Source organism: Paenirhizobium cremeum (genome assembly GCF_047553425.1).
Taxonomy (GTDB): Bacteria; Pseudomonadota; Alphaproteobacteria; order Rhizobiales; family Rhizobiaceae; genus Allorhizobium; species Allorhizobium cremeum.
Map to the genome: position 1 here is coordinate 1,315,123 of NZ_CP180217.1, position 24,186 is coordinate 1,339,308.

32 protein-coding genes are annotated in these 24,186 nt (G+C 59.7%); 31 read left to right on the top strand and 1 reads right to left on the bottom strand.

The features are described 5' to 3' along the window. The first annotated feature begins 8 nt into the window (after positions 1 to 8). Together rpoC and ACLBKR_RS06535 are read left to right on the top strand one after the other, a co-directional pair. Positions 9 to 4,223 carry a DNA-directed RNA polymerase subunit beta' gene (gene rpoC, locus ACLBKR_RS06530; RefSeq protein WP_112831862.1) on the top strand — a complete coding sequence of 1,405 codons (4,215 nt, stop codon included), beginning with the start codon at positions 9 to 11 and terminating at the stop codon, positions 4,221 to 4,223. 181 nt (positions 4,224 to 4,404) lie between these two features. Continuing rightward, positions 4,405 to 5,460, top strand: coding sequence for a cytochrome-c peroxidase (locus tag ACLBKR_RS06535; RefSeq protein ID WP_113426806.1), 1,056 nt, complete (start codon positions 4,405 to 4,407; stop codon positions 5,458 to 5,460). A gap of 72 nt (positions 5,461 to 5,532) precedes the next feature. Here ACLBKR_RS06535 and ACLBKR_RS06540 read toward each other — a convergent pair whose 3' ends face one another. Further along, on the bottom strand, positions 5,533 to 5,826 hold the full coding sequence (locus tag ACLBKR_RS06540) for a transcriptional regulator (protein ID WP_112831860.1): 294 nt from the start codon (positions 5,824 to 5,826) through the stop codon (positions 5,533 to 5,535). 503 nt (positions 5,827 to 6,329) lie between these two features. Here ACLBKR_RS06540 and rpsL point away from each other — a divergent pair. The 29 genes from rpsL (at position 6,330) to rpsK (ending at position 24,099) form a co-directional block, all read left to right on the top strand. Then, positions 6,330 to 6,701, top strand: coding sequence for a 30S ribosomal protein S12 (gene rpsL, locus ACLBKR_RS06545; protein ID WP_003507760.1), 372 nt, complete (start codon positions 6,330 to 6,332; stop codon positions 6,699 to 6,701). An 81-nt stretch (positions 6,702 to 6,782) separates the two neighbouring features. Further along, positions 6,783 to 7,253 (top strand): 30S ribosomal protein S7, encoded by a 471-nt coding sequence (rpsG, locus tag ACLBKR_RS06550; RefSeq protein ID WP_112831859.1) that lies wholly within the window; start codon positions 6,783 to 6,785, stop codon positions 7,251 to 7,253. 31 nt (positions 7,254 to 7,284) lie between these two features. Further along, the gene (gene fusA, locus ACLBKR_RS06555; protein WP_112831858.1) at positions 7,285 to 9,384 is read left to right on the top strand and encodes an elongation factor G; all 2,100 of its coding nucleotides are present in this window, start codon (positions 7,285 to 7,287) and stop codon (positions 9,382 to 9,384) included. 75 nt (positions 9,385 to 9,459) lie between these two features. Continuing rightward, positions 9,460 to 10,635, top strand: coding sequence for an elongation factor Tu (tuf, locus tag ACLBKR_RS06560; protein WP_113438755.1), 1,176 nt, complete (start codon positions 9,460 to 9,462; stop codon positions 10,633 to 10,635). A 297-nt stretch (positions 10,636 to 10,932) separates the two neighbouring features. Next, on the top strand, positions 10,933 to 11,241 hold the full coding sequence (rpsJ, locus tag ACLBKR_RS06565) for a 30S ribosomal protein S10 (RefSeq protein WP_006728688.1): 309 nt from the start codon (positions 10,933 to 10,935) through the stop codon (positions 11,239 to 11,241). A 173-nt stretch (positions 11,242 to 11,414) separates the two neighbouring features. Next, positions 11,415 to 12,053, top strand: coding sequence for a 50S ribosomal protein L3 (gene rplC / locus ACLBKR_RS06570; RefSeq protein WP_112830283.1), 639 nt, complete (start codon positions 11,415 to 11,417; stop codon positions 12,051 to 12,053). A gap of 12 nt (positions 12,054 to 12,065) precedes the next feature. Continuing rightward, positions 12,066 to 12,686 carry a 50S ribosomal protein L4 gene (rplD, locus tag ACLBKR_RS06575; RefSeq protein WP_112830282.1) on the top strand — a complete coding sequence of 207 codons (621 nt, stop codon included), beginning with the start codon at positions 12,066 to 12,068 and terminating at the stop codon, positions 12,684 to 12,686. After that, complete coding sequence (locus ACLBKR_RS06580; RefSeq protein ID WP_112830281.1) at positions 12,683 to 12,976, top strand: 50S ribosomal protein L23; 294 nt, start codon at positions 12,683 to 12,685, stop codon at positions 12,974 to 12,976. Before rplD ends, ACLBKR_RS06580 begins: the two co-directional genes overlap by 4 nt. A gap of 16 nt (positions 12,977 to 12,992) precedes the next feature. After that, positions 12,993 to 13,829: a 50S ribosomal protein L2 gene (gene rplB, locus ACLBKR_RS06585; protein WP_112830280.1), complete on the top strand. Its 837-nt coding sequence runs from the start codon at positions 12,993 to 12,995 to the stop codon at positions 13,827 to 13,829. Between the two features lie 16 nt (positions 13,830 to 13,845). Next, positions 13,846 to 14,124, top strand: coding sequence for a 30S ribosomal protein S19 (gene rpsS / locus ACLBKR_RS06590; protein WP_112830279.1), 279 nt, complete (start codon positions 13,846 to 13,848; stop codon positions 14,122 to 14,124). A gap of 2 nt (positions 14,125 to 14,126) precedes the next feature. Beyond that, entirely contained in the window at positions 14,127 to 14,516 is a 390-nt protein-coding gene (gene rplV / locus ACLBKR_RS06595) for a 50S ribosomal protein L22 (protein WP_112830278.1), read from the top strand. Continuing rightward, positions 14,516 to 15,238, top strand: coding sequence for a 30S ribosomal protein S3 (gene rpsC / locus ACLBKR_RS06600; protein ID WP_099057561.1), 723 nt, complete (start codon positions 14,516 to 14,518; stop codon positions 15,236 to 15,238). Before rplV ends, rpsC begins: the two co-directional genes overlap by 1 nt. A 38-nt stretch (positions 15,239 to 15,276) precedes the next feature. Next, a complete protein-coding gene (gene rplP / locus ACLBKR_RS06605; protein ID WP_009109534.1) occupies positions 15,277 to 15,690 on the top strand; it encodes a 50S ribosomal protein L16 in 414 nt (137 codons plus the stop codon). 11 nt (positions 15,691 to 15,701) lie between these two features. Continuing rightward, a complete protein-coding gene (gene rpmC, locus ACLBKR_RS06610; RefSeq protein WP_099057562.1) occupies positions 15,702 to 15,902 on the top strand; it encodes a 50S ribosomal protein L29 in 201 nt (66 codons plus the stop codon). 13 nt (positions 15,903 to 15,915) lie between these two features. Next, complete coding sequence (gene rpsQ / locus ACLBKR_RS06615) at positions 15,916 to 16,152, top strand: 30S ribosomal protein S17 (protein ID WP_046792687.1); 237 nt, start codon at positions 15,916 to 15,918, stop codon at positions 16,150 to 16,152. 236 nt (positions 16,153 to 16,388) lie between these two features. Further along, a complete protein-coding gene (rplN, locus tag ACLBKR_RS06620) occupies positions 16,389 to 16,757 on the top strand; it encodes a 50S ribosomal protein L14 (RefSeq protein WP_007770138.1) in 369 nt (122 codons plus the stop codon). Between the two features lie 13 nt (positions 16,758 to 16,770). Beyond that, entirely contained in the window at positions 16,771 to 17,079 is a 309-nt protein-coding gene (gene rplX / locus ACLBKR_RS06625; protein WP_112830277.1) for a 50S ribosomal protein L24, read from the top strand. Continuing rightward, positions 17,072 to 17,629: a 50S ribosomal protein L5 gene (rplE, locus tag ACLBKR_RS06630; RefSeq protein ID WP_112830276.1), complete on the top strand. Its 558-nt coding sequence runs from the start codon at positions 17,072 to 17,074 to the stop codon at positions 17,627 to 17,629. Before rplX ends, rplE begins: the two co-directional genes overlap by 8 nt. A 33-nt stretch (positions 17,630 to 17,662) precedes the next feature. Continuing rightward, positions 17,663 to 17,968 (top strand): 30S ribosomal protein S14, encoded by a 306-nt coding sequence (gene rpsN, locus ACLBKR_RS06635; RefSeq protein WP_112830275.1) that lies wholly within the window; start codon positions 17,663 to 17,665, stop codon positions 17,966 to 17,968. Positions 17,969 to 17,980: 12 nt separating this feature from the next. Continuing rightward, on the top strand, positions 17,981 to 18,379 hold the full coding sequence (gene rpsH / locus ACLBKR_RS06640; RefSeq protein ID WP_112830274.1) for a 30S ribosomal protein S8: 399 nt from the start codon (positions 17,981 to 17,983) through the stop codon (positions 18,377 to 18,379). Positions 18,380 to 18,421: 42 nt separating this feature from the next. Then, positions 18,422 to 18,955 (top strand): 50S ribosomal protein L6, encoded by a 534-nt coding sequence (gene rplF, locus ACLBKR_RS06645; protein ID WP_112830273.1) that lies wholly within the window; start codon positions 18,422 to 18,424, stop codon positions 18,953 to 18,955. Between the two features lie 12 nt (positions 18,956 to 18,967). After that, on the top strand, positions 18,968 to 19,330 hold the full coding sequence (rplR, locus tag ACLBKR_RS06650; protein WP_112830272.1) for a 50S ribosomal protein L18: 363 nt from the start codon (positions 18,968 to 18,970) through the stop codon (positions 19,328 to 19,330). Positions 19,331 to 19,474: 144 nt separating this feature from the next. Continuing rightward, on the top strand, positions 19,475 to 20,044 hold the full coding sequence (rpsE, locus tag ACLBKR_RS06655; protein ID WP_112830271.1) for a 30S ribosomal protein S5: 570 nt from the start codon (positions 19,475 to 19,477) through the stop codon (positions 20,042 to 20,044). Between the two features lie 14 nt (positions 20,045 to 20,058). Beyond that, positions 20,059 to 20,262: a 50S ribosomal protein L30 gene (rpmD, locus tag ACLBKR_RS06660; protein WP_112830270.1), complete on the top strand. Its 204-nt coding sequence runs from the start codon at positions 20,059 to 20,061 to the stop codon at positions 20,260 to 20,262. Between the two features lie 16 nt (positions 20,263 to 20,278). Then, positions 20,279 to 20,758 (top strand): 50S ribosomal protein L15, encoded by a 480-nt coding sequence (gene rplO / locus ACLBKR_RS06665; protein ID WP_112830269.1) that lies wholly within the window; start codon positions 20,279 to 20,281, stop codon positions 20,756 to 20,758. 231 nt (positions 20,759 to 20,989) lie between these two features. Then, positions 20,990 to 22,330, top strand: coding sequence for a preprotein translocase subunit SecY (gene secY / locus ACLBKR_RS06670; RefSeq protein WP_112830268.1), 1,341 nt, complete (start codon positions 20,990 to 20,992; stop codon positions 22,328 to 22,330). Beyond that, positions 22,327 to 22,977 carry an adenylate kinase gene (locus tag ACLBKR_RS06675; RefSeq protein WP_113487632.1) on the top strand — a complete coding sequence of 217 codons (651 nt, stop codon included), beginning with the start codon at positions 22,327 to 22,329 and terminating at the stop codon, positions 22,975 to 22,977. Before secY ends, ACLBKR_RS06675 begins: the two co-directional genes overlap by 4 nt. A gap of 228 nt (positions 22,978 to 23,205) precedes the next feature. Further along, positions 23,206 to 23,574, top strand: coding sequence for a 30S ribosomal protein S13 (gene rpsM / locus ACLBKR_RS06680; RefSeq protein WP_112830266.1), 369 nt, complete (start codon positions 23,206 to 23,208; stop codon positions 23,572 to 23,574). Positions 23,575 to 23,709: 135 nt separating this feature from the next. Further along, on the top strand, positions 23,710 to 24,099 hold the full coding sequence (rpsK, locus tag ACLBKR_RS06685) for a 30S ribosomal protein S11 (protein ID WP_007598338.1): 390 nt from the start codon (positions 23,710 to 23,712) through the stop codon (positions 24,097 to 24,099). Positions 24,100 to 24,186: the final 87 nt, after the last annotated feature.

Genomic DNA, 24,186 nt, shown 5'->3' on the forward strand with positions numbered 1-24,186 from the left:
AGATAGGCATGAACCAAGAGGTCATGAACCTTTTCAACCCGCAGGTGCCGGCACAGCACTTCGATTCCATCCGGATCTCGATCGCGAGCCCGGAAAAGATCCTGTCTTGGTCCTATGGCGAGATCAAGAAGCCCGAGACCATCAACTACCGCACGTTCAAGCCCGAGCGTGACGGCCTGTTCTGCGCGCGCATCTTCGGACCGATCAAGGACTACGAGTGCCTGTGCGGCAAGTACAAGCGCATGAAGTACAAGGGCATCATCTGCGAAAAGTGCGGCGTCGAAGTCACGCTGTCGCGCGTTCGCCGCGAGCGCATGGGCCACATCGAGCTTGCAGCGCCCGTCGCCCACATCTGGTTCCTGAAGTCGCTTCCCTCGCGCATTTCGACGCTGCTCGACATGACGCTGAAGGATGTCGAGCGCGTTCTCTATTTCGAGAATTACATCGTGACCGAGCCGGGCCTGACCTCGCTCAAGGAAAACCAGCTTCTCAGCGAAGAAGAATACATGATGGCCGTCGACGAGTTCGGCGAGGACCAGTTCACCGCCATGATCGGTGCTGAAGCCATCTATGAAATGCTCGCTTCGATGAACCTCGAGAAGATCGCCGGCGATCTGCGCTCCGAGCTTGCCGACACGACGTCGGATCTCAAGCAGAAGAAGCTGATGAAGCGCCTGAAGATCGTCGAGAACTTCATGGAATCCGGCAACCGTCCGGAATGGATGATTATGAAGGTCGTCCCGGTCATCCCGCCGGACCTGCGCCCGCTGGTTCCGCTCGATGGCGGCCGTTTCGCGACGTCGGACCTGAACGATCTCTATCGCCGCGTCATCAACCGTAACAACCGTCTGAAGCGCCTGATCGAACTGCGCGCTCCGGGCATCATCATCCGCAACGAAAAGCGCATGCTGCAGGAATCTGTGGACGCGCTCTTCGACAACGGCCGCCGTGGCCGCGTCATCACCGGCGCCAATAAGCGTCCGCTGAAGTCGCTGTCCGACATGCTCAAGGGCAAGCAGGGCCGCTTCCGCCAGAACCTGCTCGGCAAGCGCGTCGACTATTCCGGCCGTTCGGTCATCGTGACCGGTCCGGAGCTGAAGCTGCACCAGTGCGGCCTGCCGAAGAAGATGGCGCTCGAACTGTTCAAGCCGTTCATCTATGCCCGCCTCGACGCCAAGGGTTACTCCTCGACCGTCAAGCAGGCCAAGAAGCTGGTCGAAAAGGAAAAGCCGGAAGTCTGGGATATCCTCGACGAGGTCATCCGCGAGCATCCGGTTCTCCTGAACCGCGCGCCGACGCTGCACCGCCTGGGCATCCAGGCCTTCGAACCGACCCTGGTCGAAGGCAAGGCCATCCAGCTGCATCCGCTCGTCTGCACGGCCTTCAACGCCGACTTCGACGGCGACCAGATGGCCGTTCACGTGCCGCTGTCGCTCGAAGCCCAGCTTGAAGCCCGCGTGCTGATGATGTCGACGAACAACATCCTGCATCCGGCAAACGGTGCACCGATCATCGTTCCGTCGCAGGACATGGTTCTCGGCCTCTATTATCTGTCGATCATGAACCAGAACGAGCCGGGCGAGGGCATGGCCTTCTCCGACATGGGCGAACTGCACCATGCTCTGGAAAACAAGGTCGTCACGCTGCACGCCAAGATCAAGGGCCGCTTCAAGACCGTGGACGCCGAAGGCAACCCGGTTTCGAAGATCTACGACACCACTCCGGGTCGTCTGATTATCGGTGAGCTGCTGCCGAAGAACGTCAACGTTCCCTTCGACATCTGCAATCAGGAAATGACCAAGAAGAACATCTCCAAGATGATCGACACGGTCTATCGTCATTGCGGCCAGAAGGACACGGTCATCTTCTGCGACCGCATCATGCAGCTCGGTTTCGCTCACGCCTGCCGCGCCGGCATTTCGTTCGGCAAGGACGACATGGTCATTCCGGACACCAAGGTTAAGATCGTCGGCGATACCGAAGCCCTGGTGAAGGAATACGAACAGCAGTACAACGACGGCCTGATCACCCAGGGCGAGAAGTACAACAAGGTCGTTGACGCCTGGGGCAAGGCAACCGAAAAGGTCGCTGAAGAAATGATGGCCCGCATTAAGGCCGTCGAATTCGATCCGGAAACGGGTCGCCAGAAGCCGATGAACTCGATCTACATGATGTCCCACTCGGGTGCCCGTGGTTCTCCGAACCAGATGCGCCAGCTGGGCGGCATGCGTGGCCTCATGGCCAAGCCGTCGGGTGAAATCATCGAGACGCCGATCATCTCGAACTTCAAGGAAGGCCTGACCGTGAACGAGTACTTCAACTCGACTCACGGCGCCCGTAAGGGTCTGGCAGATACCGCCCTGAAGACTGCGAACTCGGGTTACCTGACCCGTCGTCTCGTCGACGTGGCCCAGGACTGCATCGTCAACTCGCCGGATTGCGGCACCGACAAGGGCCTCACCATGACGGCGATCGTCGATGCCGGTCAGGTCGTGGCGTCGCTCGGCGCCCGCATCCTCGGCCGCACCGCGCTCGACAACATCGACAACCCGATTACCGGCGAACGCATTGTCGATGCTGGCCGGATGATCGTCGAGGCCGATGTCGCCGAGATCGAGAAGGCGGGTATCCAGTCGGTTCGTATCCGTTCGGCACTGACCTGCGAAATCCAGACGGGCGTCTGCTCGGTCTGCTACGGCCGCGACCTGGCTCGTGGTACGCCGGTCAACATGGGCGAAGCCGTCGGCGTTATCGCCGCGCAGTCGATCGGTGAACCGGGCACGCAGCTCACCATGCGTACCTTCCACCTTGGCGGTACCGCCAACGTGGTCGACCAGTCGTTCCTTGAAGCATCGTACGAAGGTACGATCGCGATCAAGAACCGCAACCTGTTGCGCAATTCCGAGGGCAATCTCATTGCCATGGGCCGCAACATGGCGATCACCATCCTGGACGAACGCGGTGTCGAGCGCTCGTCGCAGCGTGTCGCCTACGGTTCGAAGGTCTTCGTGGATGACGGCGACAAGGTTCGTCGCGGTCAGCGTCTCGCAGAGTGGGATGCCTACACCCGTCCGATGATGACGGAAGTCGAGGGTATCGTGCACTTCGAGGATGTCGTCGACGGTCTCTCCGTTTCGGAAGCGACCGACGAGTCGACCGGCATCACCAAGCGTCAGGTCATCGACTGGCGTTCGACCCCGCGTGGTTCGGACCTCAAGCCGGCCATCGTCATCAAGGATGCCGCTGGCAATGTGCTGAAGCTTGCCCGTGGCGGCGAAGCCCGGTTCCAGCTCTCGGTCGACGCGATCCTGTCGGTCGAACCCGGCCAGAAGGTCTCCCAGGGTGACGTTCTGGCCCGTTCGCCGCTCGAAAGCGCCAAGACCAAGGACATCACCGGTGGTCTGCCGCGCGTTGCCGAACTGTTCGAGGCTCGCCGTCCGAAGGATCACGCCATCATCGCAGAGATCGATGGTACGATCCGCCTCGGCCGCGACTACAAGAACAAGCGTCGCGTCATCATCGAGCCGGCGGAAGACGGTGTCGAGCCTGTCGAGTACCTGATCCCGAAGGGCAAGCCCTTCCACCTTCAGGACGGCGACTATATCGAAAAGGGTGATTACATCCTCGACGGTAACCCGGCTCCGCACGACATCCTGGCGATCAAGGGCGTCGAGGCACTCGCCTCGTACCTGGTCAACGAAATCCAGGAAGTCTACCGACTGCAGGGCGTTGTCATCAACGACAAGCACATCGAGGTGATCGTTCGCCAGATGCTGCAGAAGGTCGAGATCACCGAGTCCGGCGACAGCCAGTACATCGTGGGCGACAATGTCGACCGCATCGAACTGGACGAGGTCAACGAGCGCCTGATCGAGGAAGGCAAGAAGCCGGCTTACGGCGAGCCCGTTCTCCTCGGCATCACCAAGGCCTCGCTGCAGACCCCGTCGTTCATTTCGGCCGCATCCTTCCAGGAAACCACCAAGGTTCTCACGGAAGCTGCGATCGCCGGCAAGACCGACACGCTGCAGGGCCTGAAGGAAAACGTCATTGTCGGCCGTCTGATCCCGGCCGGTACGGGCGGCACCATGACCCAGATCCGCCGCATCGCGACGGCTCGCGACGACCTCATTCTCGAGGAACGCCGCAAGGGTACGGGTGCGGATATCGCCACTCCGATGCTGCAGGATCTCGCTTCGGCCGAGAACGCTCCGGCTGCGGAATAAGGCAATACGGGCGGTGCGATTTTGTCGCACCGCGCAGTTGACGATTGAAAGGCGTCCGGGCCCTCCGGGCGCCTTTTTTCATTGCACCCCATATCTGCCGGATCTAAGCATTGATCGAGCGCAAAGCTGCGATTTAGAATTATTCTAATATGTTCTCCGTTCACAACGAACGGAGGCTATGATGAAAAAGCTACTGACTTCGGTCGCAGTGTTGCTTCTTGCAACCTCGGCATTTTCCGCCGATCCGGTCCCGGCGGATCTCAGGGAAACTGCGCTTGCGACTTTCAAACCCTTGCCGTCCACCACGCCGGCGGTGGCCAATAATGCGATAACGCCCGAGAAGATCGCACTCGGCAAGGCGCTGTTCTTCGACCCGCGCATGTCGGCGTCAGGCGTCTTTTCCTGCAATTCCTGCCATAACCTTGCGACAGGCGGCGACGACAACTTGGAGACGTCAATCGGCCACGGTTGGCAGAAGGGACCACGCAACGCACCGACCGCGCTCAACGCCGTCTTCAATATCGCGCAGTTCTGGGACGGCCGTGCCGAAGACCTGAAGGCGCAGGCCAAGGGGCCGGTACAGGCCGGCGTCGAAATGGCGAATACGCCGGGCCAGGTCGTGGCGACGCTGAAATCGATGCCGCAATATGTCGCGTGGTTCAAGGCGGCCTTCCCCGGAGAGGAGGACCCTGTGACCTTCGACAATTTTGCCAAGGCGATCGAGGCCTTCGAAGCGACATTGATTACGCCGGCACCCTTTGACGCCTGGCTGAACGGGGACGACGGCGCCATCAGTACCGAGCAGAAACAGGGTCTGGCGCTCTTCATGGACAAGGGGTGCTCGTCCTGCCATTCGGGCATCAATGTCGGCGGGGAGGGCTATTTCCCCTTCGGCCTGATCGAAAAGCCCGGTGCGGACGTGCTGCCCGAAAATGACAAGGGCCGCTTCGCCGTCACCAATACGGCTGACGATTCCTACGTCTTCCGTGCGGCGCCGCTGCGCAACGTCGCCCTGACCGCACCCTATTTCCATTCCGGCAAGGTCTGGAACCTCAGGCAGGCGGTCGCCGTCATGGGCACCGCGCAATTGGGTGAGGAATTGAACGACGAGGAAGTCACCCTGATCGTTGCCTTCCTCGACTCGTTGACCGGCAAGATGCCGGAAGTCACCTATCCGGTGCTGCCGGCGGAAACGGATACCACGCCGAAGCCGAGCGGCGAGGTGGACAGGAAATAGGCGGAAGCTCAGTACAAAAAGAGGAGGGCCGCCGGCTCCCGGCAGCCCTCCTTGTCTTGTTGCCGGATGGAATTAGTTGAAGCGGATGATTGCCACTTCGCCCTCGAGCGCGCCCTGATAGGCGGAGGCATGGGGCTCTTCGTCCGGCGGCGCGGTCACCATGCCGATCTGGTCGAGATCGGCTTCGAGGAAACCTTCTTCCGCCAGCGCGTTGAGAGCGGCGCGCACTGCGGAATCATCGTCGGCCGCCGTCAGCATGATATGCAGGTCGATGCCTTCGCCGCCTTCGGTTTCATAGGCCTTGGCGATGATGATGAACACCATCGGATCGTCGAAATTGTTGTCGTTATCGGGCGTGGTGATCATGGTGTCGGTCTTTTCCGGCCTGGTTGATTCCCTCGGATTCGAATCGAGGGGAAGGAGAGGGGGCGCGCCGTACGGCTTTGGCCAATATCTAGGGTGTTTCAGGCGATTGCCCAAGCCAATTTATTGCAGGCGGTCCGTTTTTGGTGCAGAAGAGGACCCGGCCGGCCGCCAGGGCCCGCGATCCGGCATTAATTTGCGATAAAGACTTGACGGAACCGGGTGAAAACAGTAGTACGCCCGCCATCGGAGCCTATGTGAGGTTAGGCTTTTCGGAACGTCTCGTTCTGAAGTTCGCCTCAAACAGGGTCCTTTTCGCACGTTGACGTACACAAATGCTGCACGCAAGACGCGCTTGACGTGCGTCCTCTGCCTTTTGTGGTCCATCCGCGAAAAGCGGGTCGGGCCACATTTTGCGCATGACGAAAATTGTGCGATCGCTGCCGGCAACGGCTAAACAGGGTCCGCGAGGGCTTGAGAGACAAGATTTTGCAAGGGATGGGTATATGCCTACCGTAAACCAGCTTATCCGCAAGCCGCGTCAGGCACAGGTAAAGCGCAACAAGGTTCCTGCTCTGCAGGAAAATCCGCAGAAGCGCGGCGTTTGCACCCGCGTCTACACCACGACCCCGAAGAAGCCGAACTCGGCTCTGCGTAAGGTCGCCAAGATCCGCCTGACCAATGGCTTCGAAGTCATCGGCTACATCCCGGGCGAAGGCCACAACCTGCAGGAACACTCCGTCGTCATGATCCGTGGCGGCCGTGTAAAGGACTTGCCGGGTGTGCGTTACCACATCATCCGCGGCGTTCTCGATACCCAGGGTGTCAAGAACCGCAAGCAGCGCCGTTCGAAGTACGGTGCAAAGCGTCCGAAGTAATTCGGATTTTTGATTTTTTTCCGGCGCTGCGCGAGGTTCTCCGCGTGATAAAGCGTCCTAACTGTTGAGAGACAAACCAGTATGTCCCGTCGCCATAGTGCAGAGAAGCGTGAGATCAACCCGGATCCGAAGTTCGGCGATCTCGTTGTCACCAAGTTCATGAACGCCATCATGCTTCACGGCAAGAAGTCCGTGGCTGAAAGCATCGTTTACGGTGCGTTTGATGCCGTTCAGGGCAAGCTGAAGCAGGAGCCGCTCGGCGTGTTCCATCAGGCGCTCGATAACATCGCGCCGCACGTCGAAGTTCGTTCCCGCCGCGTCGGTGGTGCAACCTATCAGGTTCCGGTTGACGTACGTCCGGAGCGTCGCCAGGCTCTTGCAATCCGTTGGCTGATCGCTGCCGCCCGCAAGCGCAACGAGACCACCATGATCGATCGCCTCTGCGGCGAACTCATGGATGCCGCCAACAACCGTGGCTCCGCCGTCAAGAAGCGTGAAGACACGCACAAGATGGCCGACGCGAACCGCGCCTTCTCGCATTACCGCTGGTAATCCAACGATCGAATATTGAAAGGCAGTCCGTATGGCTCGCGAATATAAAATCGAAGACTACCGCAATTTCGGCATCATGGCCCACATCGATGCCGGCAAGACCACGACCACCGAGCGTATCCTTTACTACACCGGTAAGTCTCACAAGATCGGCGAAGTGCACGACGGCGCTGCTACCATGGACTGGATGGAGCAGGAGCAGGAACGCGGCATCACCATCACGTCCGCTGCCACCACGACCTTCTGGAAGGGTCGCGACGGCAAGACCCGCCGCTTCAACATCATCGACACCCCCGGCCACGTTGACTTCACCATCGAAGTCGAGCGTTCGCTGCGCGTGCTCGACGGTGCGATTGCTCTGCTCGACGCCAACGCCGGCGTTGAGCCGCAGACGGAAACCGTCTGGCGTCAGGCCGAGAAGTATCATGTTCCGCGCATGATCTTCTGCAACAAGATGGACAAGACCGGTGCGGACTTCTACCGCTCCGTCGAGATGATTAAGACCCGCCTCGGCGCCACCGCCGTCGTCATGCAGCTGCCGATCGGCGCTGAAAGCGACTTCAAGGGCGTTGTCGACCTGATCGAGATGAACGCACTGATCTGGCGCGACGAGTCTCTCGGCGCCCAGTGGGATGTCGTCGAGATCCCGGCTGACCTGAAGGAAAAGGCTGAAGAATATCGCGAAAAGCTGATCGAGACGGTTGTCGAGATCGACGAAGAAGCGATGGAAGCCTATCTGAACGGCGACATGCCTGACAACGACAAGATCCGCGAACTCGTTCGTCGCGGCACGATCGACGTCAAGTTCCACCCGATGTTCTGCGGTACCGCCTTCAAGAACAAGGGCGTTCAGCCGCTGCTCGACGCCGTCGTCGACTATCTGCCGTCGCCGCTCGACATTCCGGCGATCAAGGGCATCGACGCCAAGACGGAAGCCGAAATCGAGCGTCACGCTGATGACAACGAGCCGCTTTCCATGCTCGCGTTCAAGATCATGAACGACCCCTTCGTCGGTTCGCTGACCTTCGCCCGTATCTACTCGGGCAAGCTCGAAAAGGGCGCTTCGGTCATGAACACGGTCAAGGACAAGCGCGAGCGCGTCGGCCGCATGCTGCAGATGCACTCCAACAGCCGTGAAGACATCGAAGAAGCCTTCGCAGGCGACATCGTTGCTCTCGCCGGCCTCAAGGAAACCACGACGGGTGACACGCTCTGCGATCCGCTGAAGCCGGTTATCCTTGAGCGCATGGAATTCCCGGAGCCGGTTATCCAGATCGCGATCGAACCGAAGTCCAAGGGCGACCAGGAAAAGATGGGCCTCGCGCTCAACCGCCTGGCGGCCGAAGACCCGTCCTTCCGCGTCAAGACCGACCAGGAATCCGGCCAGACCATCATTGCCGGCATGGGCGAACTTCACCTCGACATCATCGTCGACCGCATGCGTCGCGAGTTCAAGGTTGAAGCCAACGTCGGTGCTCCGCAGGTTGCCTACCGCGAAACCATCACGCGCCAGACGGAAAAGGACTACACCCACAAGAAGCAGTCGGGTGGTACCGGTCAGTTCGCTCGCGTCAAGATCATCTTCGAACCGAACCCGGAAGGCGACGACTTCAAGTTCGAATCGAAGATCGTCGGCGGTGCCGTTCCGAAGGAATACATCCCGGGCGTTCAGAAGGGTATCGAAAGCGTCCTGTCTTCGGGTCCGCTGGCTGGCTTCCCGATGCTCGGCGTCAAGGCGACGCTGGTTGACGGTGCCTTCCACGATGTTGACTCGTCGGTTCTGGCCTTCGAAATCGCTTCCCGCGCATGCTTCCGTGAAGCTGCCCGCGAAGCCGGTGCCCAGCTCCTCGAGCCGATGATGAAGGTCGAAGTCGTCACGCCGGAAGACTATGTCGGTGACGTGATCGGCGACCTCAACTCCCGCCGTGGTCAGATCCAAGGTCAGGAAAGCCGCGGCATCGCCGTGGTCATCAACGCCCACGTGCCGCTGGCGAACATGTTCAAGTACGTCGATAACCTGCGCTCGATGTCGCAGGGTCGCGCCCAGTACTCGATGGTGTTCGACCACTATGCGCCTGTGCCGTCCAACGTGGCCCAGGAAATCCAGGCGAAGTATTCCGGTCAGAAGTGACCGGAATACGTTAGGACCTCGCAATAACAACGGAATTCTTCCCTCAAGGGAAAACAGGAAAACGGAGAGCCGAAAATGGCAAAGAGTAAGTTTGAGCGCACGAAGCCGCACGTTAACATTGGCACGATCGGCCACGTTGACCATGGCAAGACGTCTCTGACGGCAGCGATCACGAAGTTTTTCGGTGAGTTCAAGGCCTATGACCAGATTGACGCGGCTCCGGAAGAAAAGGCCCGCGGCATCACGATCTCGACGGCGCACGTTGAGTACGAGACGGCCAACCGTCACTACGCCCACGTTGACTGCCCCGGCCACGCCGACTACGTCAAGAACATGATTACGGGTGCTGCGCAGATGGACGGCGCGATCCTGGTATGCTCGGCAGCCGACGGCCCGATGCCGCAGACCCGCGAGCACATCCTGCTGGCCCGTCAGGTCGGCGTTCCGGCGATCGTGGTGTTCCTGAACAAGGTCGACCAGGTCGACGACGCGGAACTTCTGGAGCTTGTCGAGCTTGAAGTTCGCGAACTTCTGTCGTCCTACGACTTCCCGGGCGACGACATCCCGGTCATCAAGGGCTCTGCTCTTGCTGCTCTGGAAGACTCGAACAAGGAAATCGGCGAGAACGCGATCCGCGCGCTGATGGAAGCCGTCGACGCCTACATCCCGACGCCGGAACGCCCGATCGACCAGCCGTTCCTGATGCCGATCGAAGACGTGTTCTCGATCTCTGGCCGTGGTACGGTTGTGACGGGCCGCGTCGAGCGCGGTATCATCAAGGTCGGTGAAGAAGTCGAGATCGTCGGCATCCGTCCGACCATCAAGTCGACCTGCACGGGCGTTGAAATGTTCCGCAAGCTTCTGGACCAGGGCCAGGCCGGCGACAACATCGGCGCGCTGCTTCGCGGTGTGGACCGCAACGGCGTCGAGCGTGGCCAGATCCTGTGCAAGCCGGGCTCTGTGAAGCCGCACAAGAAGTTCAAGGCCGAAGCCTACATCCTGACGAAGGAAGAAGGCGGCCGTCATACGCCGTTCTTCACGAACTACCGTCCGCAGTTCTACTTCCGCACGACGGACGTGACGGGCATCGTGACGCTTCCGGAAGGCACGGAAATGGTCATGCCGGGCGACAACGTGACCGTTGACGTCGAGCTGATCGTTCCGATCGCGATGGAAGAAAAGCTGCGCTTCGCGATCCGCGAAGGCGGCCGCACCGTCGGCGCCGGTATCGTCGCCTCCATCATCGAGTGATTGAATGCGGAGCGGCGGGAAATCGCCGCTCCGTTTCTCAATATTCGGTTGACGAATCTCCGCCGGCATTGTATGTGCCGGCCACGAAGAAAACGGACGGTGTTATCGTCGTCCGTTTTTCGCTGCGTTGAGTCGATCTCGCGAAGATCGAGACCTGGCAGGTTTCTGAGAATAGCAAGTGACAGGGGCGCCCCCGCGGTGTCCCTGTGATTTTTGATAATCCGGGGCCGGCCAGTAATTGGTAATTCACTGTCTCTGCGTATGCGGGACGCAAGAAAACGAACAAGGACAAGTCGAATGAACGGCCAGAATATCCGCATCCGCCTGAAGGCGTTTGATCACCGGGTTCTCGATGCCTCCACGCGGGAGATTGTTTCGACCGCAAAGCGCACCGGTGCAAGCGTTCGCGGCCCGGTACCGCTTCCGACTCGCATTGAAAAATTTACTGTTAACCGTTCGCCTCACGTCGACAAGAAGAGCCGCGAACAGTTCGAGATGCGCACCCATAAGCGTCTTCTCGATATCGTTGATCCGACCCCGCAGACCGTTGACGCTCTGATGAAGCTCGATCTGGCCGCCGGCGTAGACGTCGAGATCAAGCTTTAAGAAGGAATTCCGGCGAGAGCCGAAATAACAAGGAAGGTACGTGGCAAGACCTGCCAACGACTTCTCGAAACGGGAAACCTGATGGTCCGGAAGGGCCTGAACGGAATCCTTAAACAAAGAGGCAAGGGAAGGGGCTTTCGGGCTCTGACTCGACTCTCAAGAGGAATGAACCAATGCGTTCAGGTGTGATTGCACAGAAAGTGGGAATGACCCGCGTCTACAACGACGCCGGCGAGCATATCCCGGTAACAGTTCTGCGGCTGGATAACGTACAGGTCGTTGCCCAGCGCACCGTCGAGAAGAACGGCTATACGGCCGTGCAGCTCGGCGCCGGTCAGGCGAAGGTCAAGAATACTTCGAAGGCCATGCGCGGCAACTTCGCTGCTGCCAGCGTTGAGCCGAAGGCGAAGCTCGTCGAGTTTCGCGTATCGGAAGACAATCTGATCGATGTCGGCTCCCAGCTTACCGCAAGCCATTTTGCGGCTGGCCAGCTGGTTGACGTCACCGGCACGACGATCGGTAAGGGTTTTGCCGGTGCGATGAAGCGCCACAATTTCGGTGGTCTGCGCGCAACCCACGGCGTTTCGGTTTCGCACCGTTCGCACGGTTCGACCGGTAACAACCAGGATCCGGGCAAGGTCTGGAAGGGCAAGCGCATGGCTGGCCACATGGGCCAGACCCGCGTCACTACTCAGAATCTCGAAGTCGTTTCGACCGATGAAGATCGTGGTCTGATCCTTGTGAAGGGCGCTGTTCCCGGTTCGAAGGGTTCCTGGATCATCGTGCGCGACGCCGTGAAGTCGGCGAAGTAAGGAGCCAAACCAATGGAATTGAACGTCAAGACCCTCGAGGGCAAGGACGCCGGCAAGGTTTCTCTGTCGGATGCGATTTTCGGCCTTGAGCCGCGCGAAGACATTATTGCCCGTGTGATCCGTTGGCAGCTGGCAAACAAGCGCCAGGGCACCCACAAGATCAAGACCCGTGGCGAAGTCTCCCGCACCGGCTCCAAGATGTACAAGCAGAAGGGTACGGGCCGCGCTCGTCACCATTCGGCTCGCGCTCCGCAGTTCCGCGGCGGTGGCAAGGCTCATGGCCCGGTTGTCCGCAGCCATGCCCACGACCTGCCGAAGAAGGTTCGCGCTCTCGCTCTGCGTCACGCGCTCTCGGCCAAGCTGAAGTCTGAGGACCTCATCATCGTCGACCAGCTCGTCGCTGCGGAAGCAAAGACCAAGGCGCTGATCGGCAGCTTCGCTTCGCTCGGCCTCACCAATGCTCTCCTGATCGGCGGCGCCGAGATCGATGGCAATTTCAAGCTCGCTGCCGCAAACATCCCGAACGTCGATGTTCTGCCGGTTCAGGGCATCAACGTTTACGACATCCTGCGTCGCGGCAAGCTCGTGCTTTCCAAGGCTGCGGTTGAAGCTCTGGAGGAGCGGTTCAAATGACTGATCTTCGCCACTACGACGTGATCGTCTCTCCGTCGATCACTGAAAAGTCGACCCTGGTATCCGAACAGAACCAGGTCGTCTTCAACGTCGCCAAGGGTGCGACCAAGCCTGAAATCAAGGCTGCGGTCGAAGCGCTCTTCGGTGTCAAGGTCACCGCCGTGAACACGCTGCTGCGCAAGGGCAAGATCAAGCGTTTCCGCGGCTTCGCCGGCAAGCAGAAGGACGTCAAGAAGGCGATCGTAACGCTCGCCGAAGGTCAGTCCATCGACGTGTCGACGGGCGTCTGAGGTAGGGAACAAGAAAATGGCATTGAAAAGTTTCAATCCGATCACTCCGAGCCAGCGTCAGCTCGTCATCGTCGACCGTTCGGGCCTTTACAAGGGCAAGCCGGTCAAGGCGCTGACGGAAGGTCTCTCGAAGAGCGGCGGCCGTAACAACCTCGGTCGCATCACTGCTCGCTTTATCGGCGGCGGTCACAAGCGCTCCTACCGTCTCGTTGACTTCAAGCGTCGCAAGTTCGATGTCGAAGGCACCGTTGAGCGTCTGGAATACGACCCGAACCGCACTGCCTTCATCGCGCTGGTCACCTATGCCGATGGCGAACAGGCCTACATCCTCGCTCCGCAGCGCCTTGCTGCCGGCGATAAGGTCATCGCCTCCGAAAAGGCCGTCGATGTGAAGCCCGGCAACACCATGCCGCTGCAGTACATCCCGGTCGGCTCGATCGTTCACAACGTCGAGATGAAGCCGGGCAAGGGTGGTCAGATCGCCCGTTCGGCCGGTACCTACGTACAGCTCGTCGGCCGCGATGCCGGCATGGCGATCCTGCGCCTGAACTCGGGTGAACAGCGCCTCGTGCCGGGCTCCTGCCTGGCCACCGTCGGTGCCGTATCCAACCCGGATCACGCCAACATCAACGACGGCAAGGCCGGTCGTACCCGCTGGCGCGGCAAGACCCCGCATAACCGCGGCGTCGTCATGAACCCGGTCGACCACCCGCACGGCGGTGGTGAAGGCCGCACCTCCGGTGGCCGTCATCCGGTTTCCCCGTGGGGCAAGCCGACGAAGGGCAAGCGCACCCGTTCGAACAAGTCGACCGACAAGTTCATCATGCGCTCGCGCCACCTGAAGAAGAAGTAAGAGAGGTTAGTCAGAAATGGCTCGTTCAGTATGGAAAGGCCCGTTCGTCGACGGCTATCTTCTCAAGAAGGCTGAGAAGGTTCGTGAAGGCGGTCGTAACGAAGTAATCAAGATGTGGAGCCGTCGCTCCACCATCCTGCCGCAGTTCGTCGGTCTCACCTTCGGTGTCTACAACGGCAGCAAGCATGTTCCGGTCAGCGTCAACGAAGACATGGTCGGACACAAGTTCGGTGAATTCGCTCCCACCCGGACCTACTACGGTCACGGTGCGGACAAGAAGGCGAAGAGGAAGTAATCATGGGCAAGGCAAAAGCCGAACGCCGGCTGAAGGACAACGAGGCGCAGGCCGTTGCGCGCACGCTCCGCGTCAGCCCCCAGAAGCTCAACCTGGTTGCCGCGCTGATCCGCGGCAAGAAGGTCGACCGCGCTCTGGCCGATCTCGAATTCTCGCGCAAGCGCATCGCCGGCTCCGTCAAGAAGACGCTGGAATCGGCAATCGCAAACGCCGAGAACAACCACGACCTCGACGTTGACCAGCTCATCGTGGCGGAAGCCTATGTCGGCAAGTCGATCGTCATGAAGCGTTTCCACGCTCGTGGCCGCGGCCGCGCATCGCGCATCGAAAAGCCGTTCTCGCACCTCACCATCGTGGTGCGCGAAGTCGAAGCCAAAGGGGAGGCCGCATAATGGGTCAGAAAATCAATCCGATCGGTTTCCGTCTGGGCATCAACCGCACGTGGGACAGCCGCTGGTTCGCCGATAACGCCGAATACGGCAAGCTGCTTCACGAGGATCTGAAGATCCGCGCTTACCTGATGGAAGAGCTGAAGCAGGCTGGCATCGCCAAGGTGGTCATCGAGCGTCCGCACAAGAAGTGCCGCGTCACGATCCATTCGGCTCGTCCGGGTCTCATCATCGGCAAGAAGGGCGCAGACATCGAGAAGCTCCGCAAGAAGCTTTCCGAAATGACGAGCTCCGAAACGCACCTCAACATCGTTGAAGTGCGCAAGCCGGAAGTCGATGCAACCCTGGTTGCCCAGTCGATCGCCCAGCAGCTCGAGCGCCGTATCGCTTTCCGTCGCGCGATGAAGCGCGCCGTTCAGTCGGCCATGCGTCTTGGCGCCGAAGGCATCAAGATCACCTGCGCCGGCCGTCTCGGCGGTGCGGAAATCGCTCGTACCGAATGGTACCGCGAAGGCCGCGTTCCGCTGCACACGCTGCGTGCGGACATCGACTACGGTACGGCTGAAGCCGAAACCGCTTACGGTATCTGCGGCGTGAAGGTCTGGATCTTCAAGGGCGAAATCCTTGAGCACGATCCGATGGCTTCCGAGCGTCGTGCACTTGAGGGTGACGCGCAGGGTCCGGCAAGCCGTGAACGTGGCGAACGTCGCCGCGAGAACGCTTGATTGTCGCTGGCGAAAGATAAGTTCGGAGAAACAAGAAAATGTTGCAGCCAAAGCGTACAAAATACCGCAAGCAGTTCAAGGGCCGCATCAAGGGTGTTGCCAAGGGCGGTTTCGACCTGGCATTCGGCGAGTTCGGTCTTAAGTCTCTTGAGCCGAACCGCGTCAACGCTCGCGAAATCGAAGCTGCTCGTCGTGCAATCACGCGTTACATGAAGCGCGCCGGTCGCGTCTGGATCCGGGTATTCCCCGATGTTCCGGTAACGGCAAAGCCTACCGAAGTCCGTATGGGTAAGGGTAAGGGCTCCGTCGAATACTGGGCATGCAAGGTCAAGCCCGGCCGCATGATGTTCGAGATCGACGGTGTTTCCGAGGAGATCGCCCGCGAGGCGCTTCGTCTCGGCTCGGCCAAGCTCTCGGTCAAGACGCGCTTCGTACAGCGCATTGCAGAGTAAGGATCAAGCCCATGAAAGCCGCAGACGTTCGCGCCATGAGCGCCGATCAGTTGAATGACGAGCTTGCCAAGCTGAAGAAGGAGCAGTTCAACCTGCGCTTCCAGAAGGCGACTGGCCAGCTCGAGAAGTCGTCGCGAATCAACGAAGTCCGCAAGGATATCGCCCGCGTCAAAACCATCGCCCGCCAGAAGGCGGCAGAAGCCAAGGCCTAAGGACCAGAAGAACATGCCTAAACGCATTCTGCAGGGCGTTGTCGTCAGCGACAAGAACGAAAAGACTGTCGTTGTACGTGTCGAGCGCCGTTTTGCTCATCCGCTGCTTCAGAAGACCGTTCGCCGGTCGAAGAAGTACAAGGCGCACGACGAGAACAACCAGTACAAGGTAGGTGACGTGGTTTCCATCGAGGAATGCGCACCGATCTCCAAGGACAAGCGCTGGACGGTTATTGCCGCCCAGGCTTAATTTTCACAGAGTTTTGCGCGAGGGCTTGAACCTTGCGCAAAAACCTGTATGAAGCAGGCCATTGGCGCAGGAACGCTCCGGCAACGGGCGTTCTTTTGCTTTGAGCGCACGGAAGGTCCCTTGAGGGGAAACCACCCTGGCAACATCTTTCCGCGCGACAATCGAAATTTATCATAAGCCGGGATAGGGGGCCGCTGTGCCCAACCGTTCCGGTTACAACAAGAAGGCGACCTGACATGATTCAGATGCAGACTAACCTCGACGTGGCGGATAATTCCGGCGCACGTCGTGTCATGTGCATCAAGGTGCTGGGCGGCTCCAAGCGCAAGTACGCTTCGATCGGCGACATCATCGTCGTCTCGATCAAGGAAGCCATTCCGCGCGGCCGCGTCAAGAAGGGCGATGTAATGAAGGCGGTTGTTGTGCGTACCGCCAAGGACATCCGTCGTCCCGACGGCAGCGTCATCCGCTTCGATAACAACGCTGCCGTTCTTATCGACAACAAGAAAGAGCCGATCGGCACCCGTATCTTCGGACCGGTTCCGCGCGAACTTCGCGCCAAGAACCACATGAAGATCATCTCGCTGGCTCCGGAAGTTCTGTAAGGGAGCGACGACGATGCAAAAGATTCGTAAGGGCGACAAGGTCGTCGTACTGACCGGCAAGGACAAGGGTCGTTCCGGTGAAGTTATCCAGGTTATGCCGAAGGAAGACCGTGCGGTCGTCCGTGGCATCAACGTCGTGAAGCGCCACCAGCGCCAGACGCAGAACCAGGAAGCCGGCATCATCAGCAAGGAAGCTTCGATTCATCTGTCGAACCTCGCGATTGCTGACAAGGACGGCAAGCCGACCCGCGTCGGTTTCAAGGTTGTCGATGGCAAGAAGGTTCGTGTGGCCAAGCGTTCGGGAGATGTGATCGATGGCTGAGGCAAAGTATGAGCCGCGGCTCAAGAAGGACTACGTTTCCCGGATTCGCGCCGCTATGCAGGAGAAGTTCTCCTACGCTAACGAGATGCAGATCCCCAAGCTGGAAAAGATCGTGATCAACATGGGTGTGGGCGAAGCCACCGGCGACTCGAAGAAGCCGACCGTTGCTGCCGCCGACCTGGCTGCCATTGCTGGTCAGAAGCCGGTCATCACCCGTGCGCGCAACTCCATCGCTGGCTTTAAGGTCCGCGAAGGCATGCCGATCGGTGCAAAGGTCACCCTGCGTGGCGCCCGGATGTATGAATTTCTGGATCGCCTGGTCAACATCGCGCTGCCGCGCGTTCGCGACTTCCGTGGCCTGAACCCGAAGAGCTTTGACGGCCGTGGCAACTTCGCCATGGGCATCAAGGAGCACATTGTGTTCCCTGAGATCAACTACGACAAGGTTGATCAGATGTGGGGCATGGACATCATCGTTTGCACGACGGCAAACACGGACGACGAAGCACGGGCTCTTCTGAAAGAGTTCAACTTCCCGTTCCGTCAGTAACCGTAACGACGAGCGTAGAAGAGGAACTTCGATATGGCGAAGACAAGCGCAGTTGAAAAGAACAAGCGCCGCCGCAAGACAGTTGCCCAGCAGGCCGCCAAGCGCGCCGCGCTGAAGGCAACGATCATGAACCAGTCTCTTCCGATTGAAGAGCGGTTCAAGGCAACCCTGAAGCTGGCAGACCTGCCGCGCGATGGCTCCAAGACCCGCATTCGCAACCGTTGCGAAGTGACCGGTCGTCCGCGTGCGTTCTACCGCAAGCTCAAGATGTCGCGTATCGCGCTTCGCGAGCTGGGCAACCTCGGCAAGGTGCCGGGCGTTGTGAAGTCGAGCTGGTAAGGAGACGGGCAAATGACGATGACTGATCCGTTGGGCGATATGCTCACCCGTATCCGTAACGGCGCCGCCCGCCGCAAGAGCTCGGTATCCACTCCGGCCTCCAAGCTGCGTGCACGCGTTCTCGATGTCCTGCAGGCCGAGGGTTATATCCGCGGCTACTCCCAGGTCGATTATGGCAATGGCAAGTCCGAGCTGCAGATCGAACTGAAGTACTACGAAGGTGCTTCGGTCATCCGCGAGATCGGCCGTGTCTCCAAGCCGGGCCGCCGGGTCTATGTCTCGGTGAAGTCCATCCCGCAGGTCGCGAACGGCCTCGGCATCACCATCCTTTCGACTCCGAAGGGTGTGATGGCCGATCACCAGGCTCGCGAACAGAACGTTGGTGGTGAGGTTCTCTGCTCCGTCTTCTAAGACAGGGCAGGGATCTCCAGAACGAACAGACAGGATTAAACAATGTCTCGTATCGGTAAGAAGCCCGTTCCGGTTCCTGCAGGGATCACGGCCACCGTTGATGGCCAGAAGGTTACTGCCAAGGGCCCGAAGGGCGAACTTTTCTTCGTCGCAAATGACGAGATCTCCGTGAAGCTCGAAGACAACGCCGTTGTCGTCCAGCCGCGCAACGCTACCAAGGATGCTCGTTCCAAGTGGGGCATGTCCCGCACCATGGTCGAGAACATCTTCAAGGGCGTCAAGGACGGTTACGAGCGCAAGCTCGAAATCAACGGCGTCGGTTACCGTGCCGCCATGCAGGGCAAGAACCTGCAGCTCGCGCTCGGCTTCAGCCACGACGTGGTTTATGAGCCGCCGGTCGGCATCACCATCGCCGTTCCGAAGCCGACGGAAATCGTGGTTTCCGGCATCAACAAGCAGCAGGTCGGTCAGGTCGCTGCCGAGATCCGCGAATATCGCGGCCCCGAGCCCTACAAGGGCAAGGGCGTCAAGTATGCCGAAGAGCGGATTGTCCGCAAAGAAGGCAAGAAGAAGTAAGGAACGCGCGAAATGGCAAGCAGGAAAGAAGCACTTGTACGTCGTGCCAATCGCGTACGGCGTCAGATCAAGGCGGTGGCCAATGGCCGTCCGCGTCTGTCGGTACATCGCTCGTCGAAGAACATCTACGCTCAGGTCATCGACGATGTCGCTGGTCGTACGCTCGCTGCCGCATCGACCCTCGATACGGATCTGCGTTCTTCGCTGAAGACCGGTGCGGACGTTGCAGCCGCAGCAGCCGTCGGCAAGCTCGTTGCAGAGCGCGCCGCCAAGGCTGGCGTCAAGGAAGTTGTATTCGACCGTGGCGCCTTCATCTATCACGGCCGTATCAAGGCCCTGGCGGAAGCAGCTCGCGAAGGCGGCCTGAACTTCTGATCTCGAATATCCGTCCGGGCCTGCCCGGGCGGATTTCCGGCGTTTGCCGGTTTCCCGGATTTCGCTGCTGACCCCGGAAAAGGGGCAGGGCGGAATTTTTCGTAATCTGCCGATTGCACCCGGAAAAGAAAAAGGAAAAGGACAATGGCACAGGAAAAGCGTGGTTCTCGCGAAGATCGCCAGAACCGTGAAGAGCGTGACAGCGAGTTCGTCGACAAGCTGGTCGCTATCAATCGCGTCGCCAAGGTGGTGAAGGGCGGCCGTCGTTTCGGCTTTGCTGCTCTCGTCGTCGTCGGCGACCAGAAGGGCCGGGTCGGTTTCGGCCATGGCAAGGCACGCGAAGTGCCGGAAGCTATCCGCAAGGCGACTGAATCCGCCAAGCGCGACATGATCTTTGTACCGCTGCGCGACGGCCGTACGCTGCATCACGACGTCAACGGCCGCCATGGCGCCGGCAAGGTTCTGCTGCGCTCCGCCAAGGCCGGTACCGGCATCATCGCCGGTGGTCCGATGCGCGCCGTCTTCGAAACGCTCGGCATGCATGACGTTGTCGCCAAGTCGACCGGCTCGTCGAACCCTTACAACATGGTTCGCGCCACGTTCGACGCCCTGAAGCATCAGGTGCATCCGAAGGACATCGCAGCTCAGCGCGGCATCAAGTATGCAACGCTGCAGGCTCGCCGTGCCGCTTCCGGCAATGCCTCTGAAGAATAAGGAGAGCTGGAATCATGGCAAAGAAGTCTGAAGCCAAGAAGACGATCACGGTCGAGCAGATCGGTTCGCCCATTCGCCGTCCGGAAGTGCAGCGCAAGACGCTCATCGGTCTGGGCCTCAACAAGATGCACCGGGTCCGCACCCTGGAGGATACGCCTTCGGTTCGCGGCATGATCCGTGCTGTCCAGCATCTCGTTCGCGTCGTCGACGAGAAGTGAGACGGAGGAAGTCATCATGAAACTGAATGAAATCAAGGACAACGAAGGCGCCTCCAAGGACCGTATCCGCGTAGGTCGCGGTATCGGCTCCGGCAAGGGCAAGACCGGCGGCCGCGGCGTCAAGGGTCAGAAGGCTCGTTCGGGCGTTGCTGTCAACGGCTTCGAAGGCGGCCAGATGCCGATCTATCGTCGCCTGCCGAAGCGCGGCTTCAACAATATCTTCGCTTCTGAATACGTCACCGTTTCGCTCGGCCGTATCCAGACCGCGATCGATGCCGGCAAGCTCGACGCAAAGGCAACGGTCGACGCAGCTGCTCTCAAGGCAGCCGGCGTTATCCGTCGCCCGAAGGACGGCGTTCGCATCCTGTCCGACGGCGAACTGAAGGCAAAGCTTTCGATCGAAGTTGCCGGCGCCTCCAAGGCTGCCGTCGAGAAGATCGAAAAGGCCGGCGGCTCGATCAAGCTGCTCGCCGCTGCTGCGGAAACCGCTGAATAACTGACAGATCGATCGCCCGGGGTGCTTCACACCGGGCGATCTTGCTCCCATATGTGAGCCTCACTGCCCATGGGCGGGCTTTCGTCCGTCTTCCGGGACATTCTGGAAAACAAGGGTGAGGCATGCGATTGCACCGCAATCTCTCCCGCGCCCGGTTTTCTTTTAAAACAATTGGACGAATGACCTCCGGTCTGGCAAAGCTCAGCCGGATTTGGTTTTGCGGAGAATTTCATGGCTTCTGCAGCGGAACAATTGGCCTCGAACCTCAACTTCTCGACCTTCGCCAAGGCGGAGGATCTGAAGAAGCGCTTGTGGTTCACTCTGGCCGCCTTGCTGGTCTATCGCCTGGGCACCCATATTCCGCTGCCCGGCCTCAACCCGGAGGCCTATGCCGCCGCTTTCCAGGGACAGTCCGGAGGCATTCTCGGCCTGTTCAACATGTTTTCGGGCGGCGCCGTCGAGCGCATGGCGATCTTCGCCCTCGGCATCATGCCCTATATCTCGGCTTCGATCATCGTGCAGCTCATGACTTCGGTCGTTCCGGCGCTCGAGAACCTGAAGAAAGAGGGTGAGCAGGGCCGCAAGATCATCAACCAGTACACCCGTTACGGCACGGTGCTGCTCGGCACGCTTCAGGCCTATGGCATTGCGGTCGGCCTGGAAAGCGGCAACGGTCTCGTGATCGATCCGGGCTGGTTTTTCCGTATTTCGACCGTCATCACGCTGCTTGGCGGCACCATGTTCCTGATGTGGCTCGGCGAACAGATCACCTCGCGCGGCATCGGCAACGGCATTTCGCTGATTATCTTCGCGGGCATCGCCGCCGGTCTTCCGACCGCGCTTGCCCACACCCTCGACCTCGGCCGCACCGGCGCGCTGTCGACGGCACTGATTCTGACCGTTATCGTCGTTGCTATCGGCGTTATCGCCCTGATCGTCTTCGTCGAGCGTGCCCAGCGCCGGCTTCTGATCCAGTATCCGAAGCGCCAGGTGGGTAACCGAATGTTCCAGGGCGATACCTCGCACCTGCCGCTGAAGCTCAACACGTCGGGCGTTATCCCGGCGATCTTCGCGTCGTCGCTGCTGCTGCTGCCGGCCACCGCTGCGGGTTTTGCCGGAACCACCACGCTTCCGGCCTGGGCGACCTCCATCATTTCGGCGCTTGGCCACGGCCAGCCGCTTTACATGGTGCTCTACGCCGCGCTGATTGCCTTCTTTGCCTTCTTCTACACGGCGATCGTCTTCAGCCCGAAGGACACGGCCGACAATCTGAAGAAGCATGGCGGCTTCATTCCGGGCATTCGTCCGGGTGAGCGTACTGCCGAGTACATCGACTACGTGCTGACCCGTATCACGGTCATCGGCGCGATCTATCTCGTTTTCGTCTGCATCCTCCCCGAGATCCTGGTCTCCCAAACCGGTGTGCCATTATCCCTTGGTGGTACGTCGCTTTTGATTGTTGTCAGCGTCACCCTCGATACTGTAGCACAGATTCAGGGTCATCTGATCGCACAGCAGTATGAGGGCCTGATCAAGAAGTCGAAATTGCGTGGAGGAAAGAGGGGACGATGAGACTTATCCTTTTGGGTCCGCCGGGAGCGGGCAAGGGGACGCAGGCCCAGAGAATCGTTGAGAAGCATGGCATTCCGCAGCTGTCGACCGGCGACATGCTCCGTGCGGCTGTCAGCGCAGGCACGGAGGTGGGCAAGCGCGCGAAGGCCGTGATGGATGCCGGTAAGCTCGTTTCCGACGAGATCGTGATTGCCATCGTCTCCGAGCGAATCGATGCTCCGGACTGCGCGAACGGTTTCATCCTCGATGGCTTTCCGCGCACGCTCATTCAGGCCGATGCGACCGAAAAGATGCTTTCCGACAAGGGGATCGATCTTTCGGCGGTCATCGAAATCCGTGTCGACGACGAGGTTCTCGCAGACCGAATCGCCGGTCGCTACACCTGTGCCAATTGCGGCACCGGCTATCACGACACGAATCTGAAGCCGAAGGTCGAAGGGGTGTGCGACAAGTGCGGTTCGACCCACTTCAAACGCCGTCCGGACGATAACCGGGATACGGTTCGTACCCGCCTGCAGGCTTATTACAAGGAAACCTCGCCGCTCATTGGCTACTACTATGCCAAGGGCAAGCTGCATTCCGTCGACGGCATGGGCGAGATCGACAACGTTACGGCGGATATAGAAGCCATCCTGGCCGGGCTCTGAACCCGGCGGGATACAAGAATTTTCACGGGGCCGGTTGCTTTTCGTCGCCGATTCCGTTAAACAGCGCGCCAACTCGCGACATTGAAGCGATCGGCGCGTTCTTCCATAGTGGAAGACCGGGTTCGATCGTTTTGACTTGTTGAGAACCTGATTTGTAATTGCGGCCGTGATTGGCCGTGTAACGAGACACCACTTGCCGGATGGCAACTGGAAGCAAGGAGAACAGGCGTGGCACGTATCGCTGGCGTCAACATCCCGACCGCGAAGCGCGTAGTAATTGCGCTCCGCTACATCCACGGGATCGGTCCGAAATTCGCGCAGGAAATCATCGAAAAGGTTGGTATTCCGGCCGACAAGCGCGTCCATCAGCTCACGGACGCCGAGGTTCTCGCGATCCGCGAAGCGATCGACCGTGACTATCAGGTCGAAGGCGATCTGCGTCGCGAAACCGCAATGAACATCAAGCGTCTGATGGACCTCGGCTGCTATCGCGGCCTGCGTCATCGTCGCGGTCTGCCGGTTCGCGGTCAGCGCACGCACACCAATGCCCGTACCCGCAAGGGTCCGGCCAAGGCGATCGCCGGTAAGAAGAAGTAAGTTTCCGGTTCTGTCCGGAGGGAAGGCTGGCGCGTCAGTGCCGGCCTTCTTTGAGTTTGGTAAGGGCTGTCGCTGGCCCTTCCTGGGTGTAGCCGCTGGTATTACGGCGGTGTCAAGATCAATGAAAGGGAAGTTATGGCCAAGGAAGCCACCCGCATTCGCCGTCGCGAACGCAAGAATATCTCGTCGGGCGTTGCCCACGTCAACTCGACGTTCAACAACACGATGATCACCATCACCGACGCACAGGGCAATGCCATTGCCTGGTCGTCGGCTGGCGCCAAGGGTTTCAAGGGTTCGCGCAAGTCGACCCCGTTTGCCGCCCAGATCGCTGCTGAAGACTGCGCCAAGAAGGCTCAGGAACACGGCATGAAGTCTCTCGAAGTGGAAGTTTGCGGTCCGGGTTCCGGTCGTGAATCCGCTCTCCGCGCCCTCCAGGCTGCCGGCTTCATGATCACCTCGATCCGTGACGTGACCCCGATCCCGCACAATGGCTGCCGTCCGCGCAAGAAGCGCCGCGTCTGATCATCGTTAATCACACCGATGAGCGCAGGGGCGCTCCTCTCGGTGCTTCTAAAGCTCGGTCGCCACGATTGGATGGTGGCGACGAAC

Coding starts and splice junctions, on each gene's coding strand:
- rpsQ (WP_046792687.1), top strand. CDS start 15,916: ATGCCTAAACGCATTCTGCAGGGCGTTGTCGTCAGCGACAAGAACGAA.
- rpsC (WP_099057561.1), top strand. CDS start 14,516: ATGGGTCAGAAAATCAATCCGATCGGTTTCCGTCTGGGCATCAACCGC.
- rplC (WP_112830283.1), top strand. CDS start 11,415: ATGCGTTCAGGTGTGATTGCACAGAAAGTGGGAATGACCCGCGTCTAC.
- rplB (WP_112830280.1), top strand. CDS start 12,993: ATGGCATTGAAAAGTTTCAATCCGATCACTCCGAGCCAGCGTCAGCTC.
- rplX (WP_112830277.1), top strand. CDS start 16,771: ATGCAAAAGATTCGTAAGGGCGACAAGGTCGTCGTACTGACCGGCAAG.
- ACLBKR_RS06580 (WP_112830281.1), top strand. CDS start 12,683: ATGACTGATCTTCGCCACTACGACGTGATCGTCTCTCCGTCGATCACT.
- rpmD (WP_112830270.1), top strand. CDS start 20,059: ATGGCAAAGAAGTCTGAAGCCAAGAAGACGATCACGGTCGAGCAGATC.
- secY (WP_112830268.1), top strand. CDS start 20,990: ATGGCTTCTGCAGCGGAACAATTGGCCTCGAACCTCAACTTCTCGACC.
- rplF (WP_112830273.1), top strand. CDS start 18,422: ATGTCTCGTATCGGTAAGAAGCCCGTTCCGGTTCCTGCAGGGATCACG.
- rplR (WP_112830272.1), top strand. CDS start 18,968: ATGGCAAGCAGGAAAGAAGCACTTGTACGTCGTGCCAATCGCGTACGG.
- rplN (WP_007770138.1), top strand. CDS start 16,389: ATGATTCAGATGCAGACTAACCTCGACGTGGCGGATAATTCCGGCGCA.
- rpsK (WP_007598338.1), top strand. CDS start 23,710: ATGGCCAAGGAAGCCACCCGCATTCGCCGTCGCGAACGCAAGAATATC.
- ACLBKR_RS06535 (WP_113426806.1), top strand. CDS start 4,405: ATGAAAAAGCTACTGACTTCGGTCGCAGTGTTGCTTCTTGCAACCTCG.
- rplP (WP_009109534.1), top strand. CDS start 15,277: ATGTTGCAGCCAAAGCGTACAAAATACCGCAAGCAGTTCAAGGGCCGC.
- rpsS (WP_112830279.1), top strand. CDS start 13,846: ATGGCTCGTTCAGTATGGAAAGGCCCGTTCGTCGACGGCTATCTTCTC.
- rpmC (WP_099057562.1), top strand. CDS start 15,702: ATGAAAGCCGCAGACGTTCGCGCCATGAGCGCCGATCAGTTGAATGAC.
- tuf (WP_113438755.1), top strand. CDS start 9,460: ATGGCAAAGAGTAAGTTTGAGCGCACGAAGCCGCACGTTAACATTGGC.
- rpsL (WP_003507760.1), top strand. CDS start 6,330: ATGCCTACCGTAAACCAGCTTATCCGCAAGCCGCGTCAGGCACAGGTA.
- rplD (WP_112830282.1), top strand. CDS start 12,066: ATGGAATTGAACGTCAAGACCCTCGAGGGCAAGGACGCCGGCAAGGTT.
- ACLBKR_RS06540 (WP_112831860.1), bottom strand. CDS start 5,826: ATGATCACCACGCCCGATAACGACAACAATTTCGACGATCCGATGGTG.
- rpsJ (WP_006728688.1), top strand. CDS start 10,933: ATGAACGGCCAGAATATCCGCATCCGCCTGAAGGCGTTTGATCACCGG.
- ACLBKR_RS06675 (WP_113487632.1), top strand. CDS start 22,327: ATGAGACTTATCCTTTTGGGTCCGCCGGGAGCGGGCAAGGGGACGCAG.
- rpsN (WP_112830275.1), top strand. CDS start 17,663: ATGGCGAAGACAAGCGCAGTTGAAAAGAACAAGCGCCGCCGCAAGACA.
- rpsH (WP_112830274.1), top strand. CDS start 17,981: ATGACGATGACTGATCCGTTGGGCGATATGCTCACCCGTATCCGTAAC.
- rpsE (WP_112830271.1), top strand. CDS start 19,475: ATGGCACAGGAAAAGCGTGGTTCTCGCGAAGATCGCCAGAACCGTGAA.
- rplV (WP_112830278.1), top strand. CDS start 14,127: ATGGGCAAGGCAAAAGCCGAACGCCGGCTGAAGGACAACGAGGCGCAG.
- rpoC (WP_112831862.1), top strand. CDS start 9: ATGAACCAAGAGGTCATGAACCTTTTCAACCCGCAGGTGCCGGCACAG.
- rplE (WP_112830276.1), top strand. CDS start 17,072: ATGGCTGAGGCAAAGTATGAGCCGCGGCTCAAGAAGGACTACGTTTCC.
- rplO (WP_112830269.1), top strand. CDS start 20,279: ATGAAACTGAATGAAATCAAGGACAACGAAGGCGCCTCCAAGGACCGT.
- fusA (WP_112831858.1), top strand. CDS start 7,285: ATGGCTCGCGAATATAAAATCGAAGACTACCGCAATTTCGGCATCATG.
- rpsG (WP_112831859.1), top strand. CDS start 6,783: ATGTCCCGTCGCCATAGTGCAGAGAAGCGTGAGATCAACCCGGATCCG.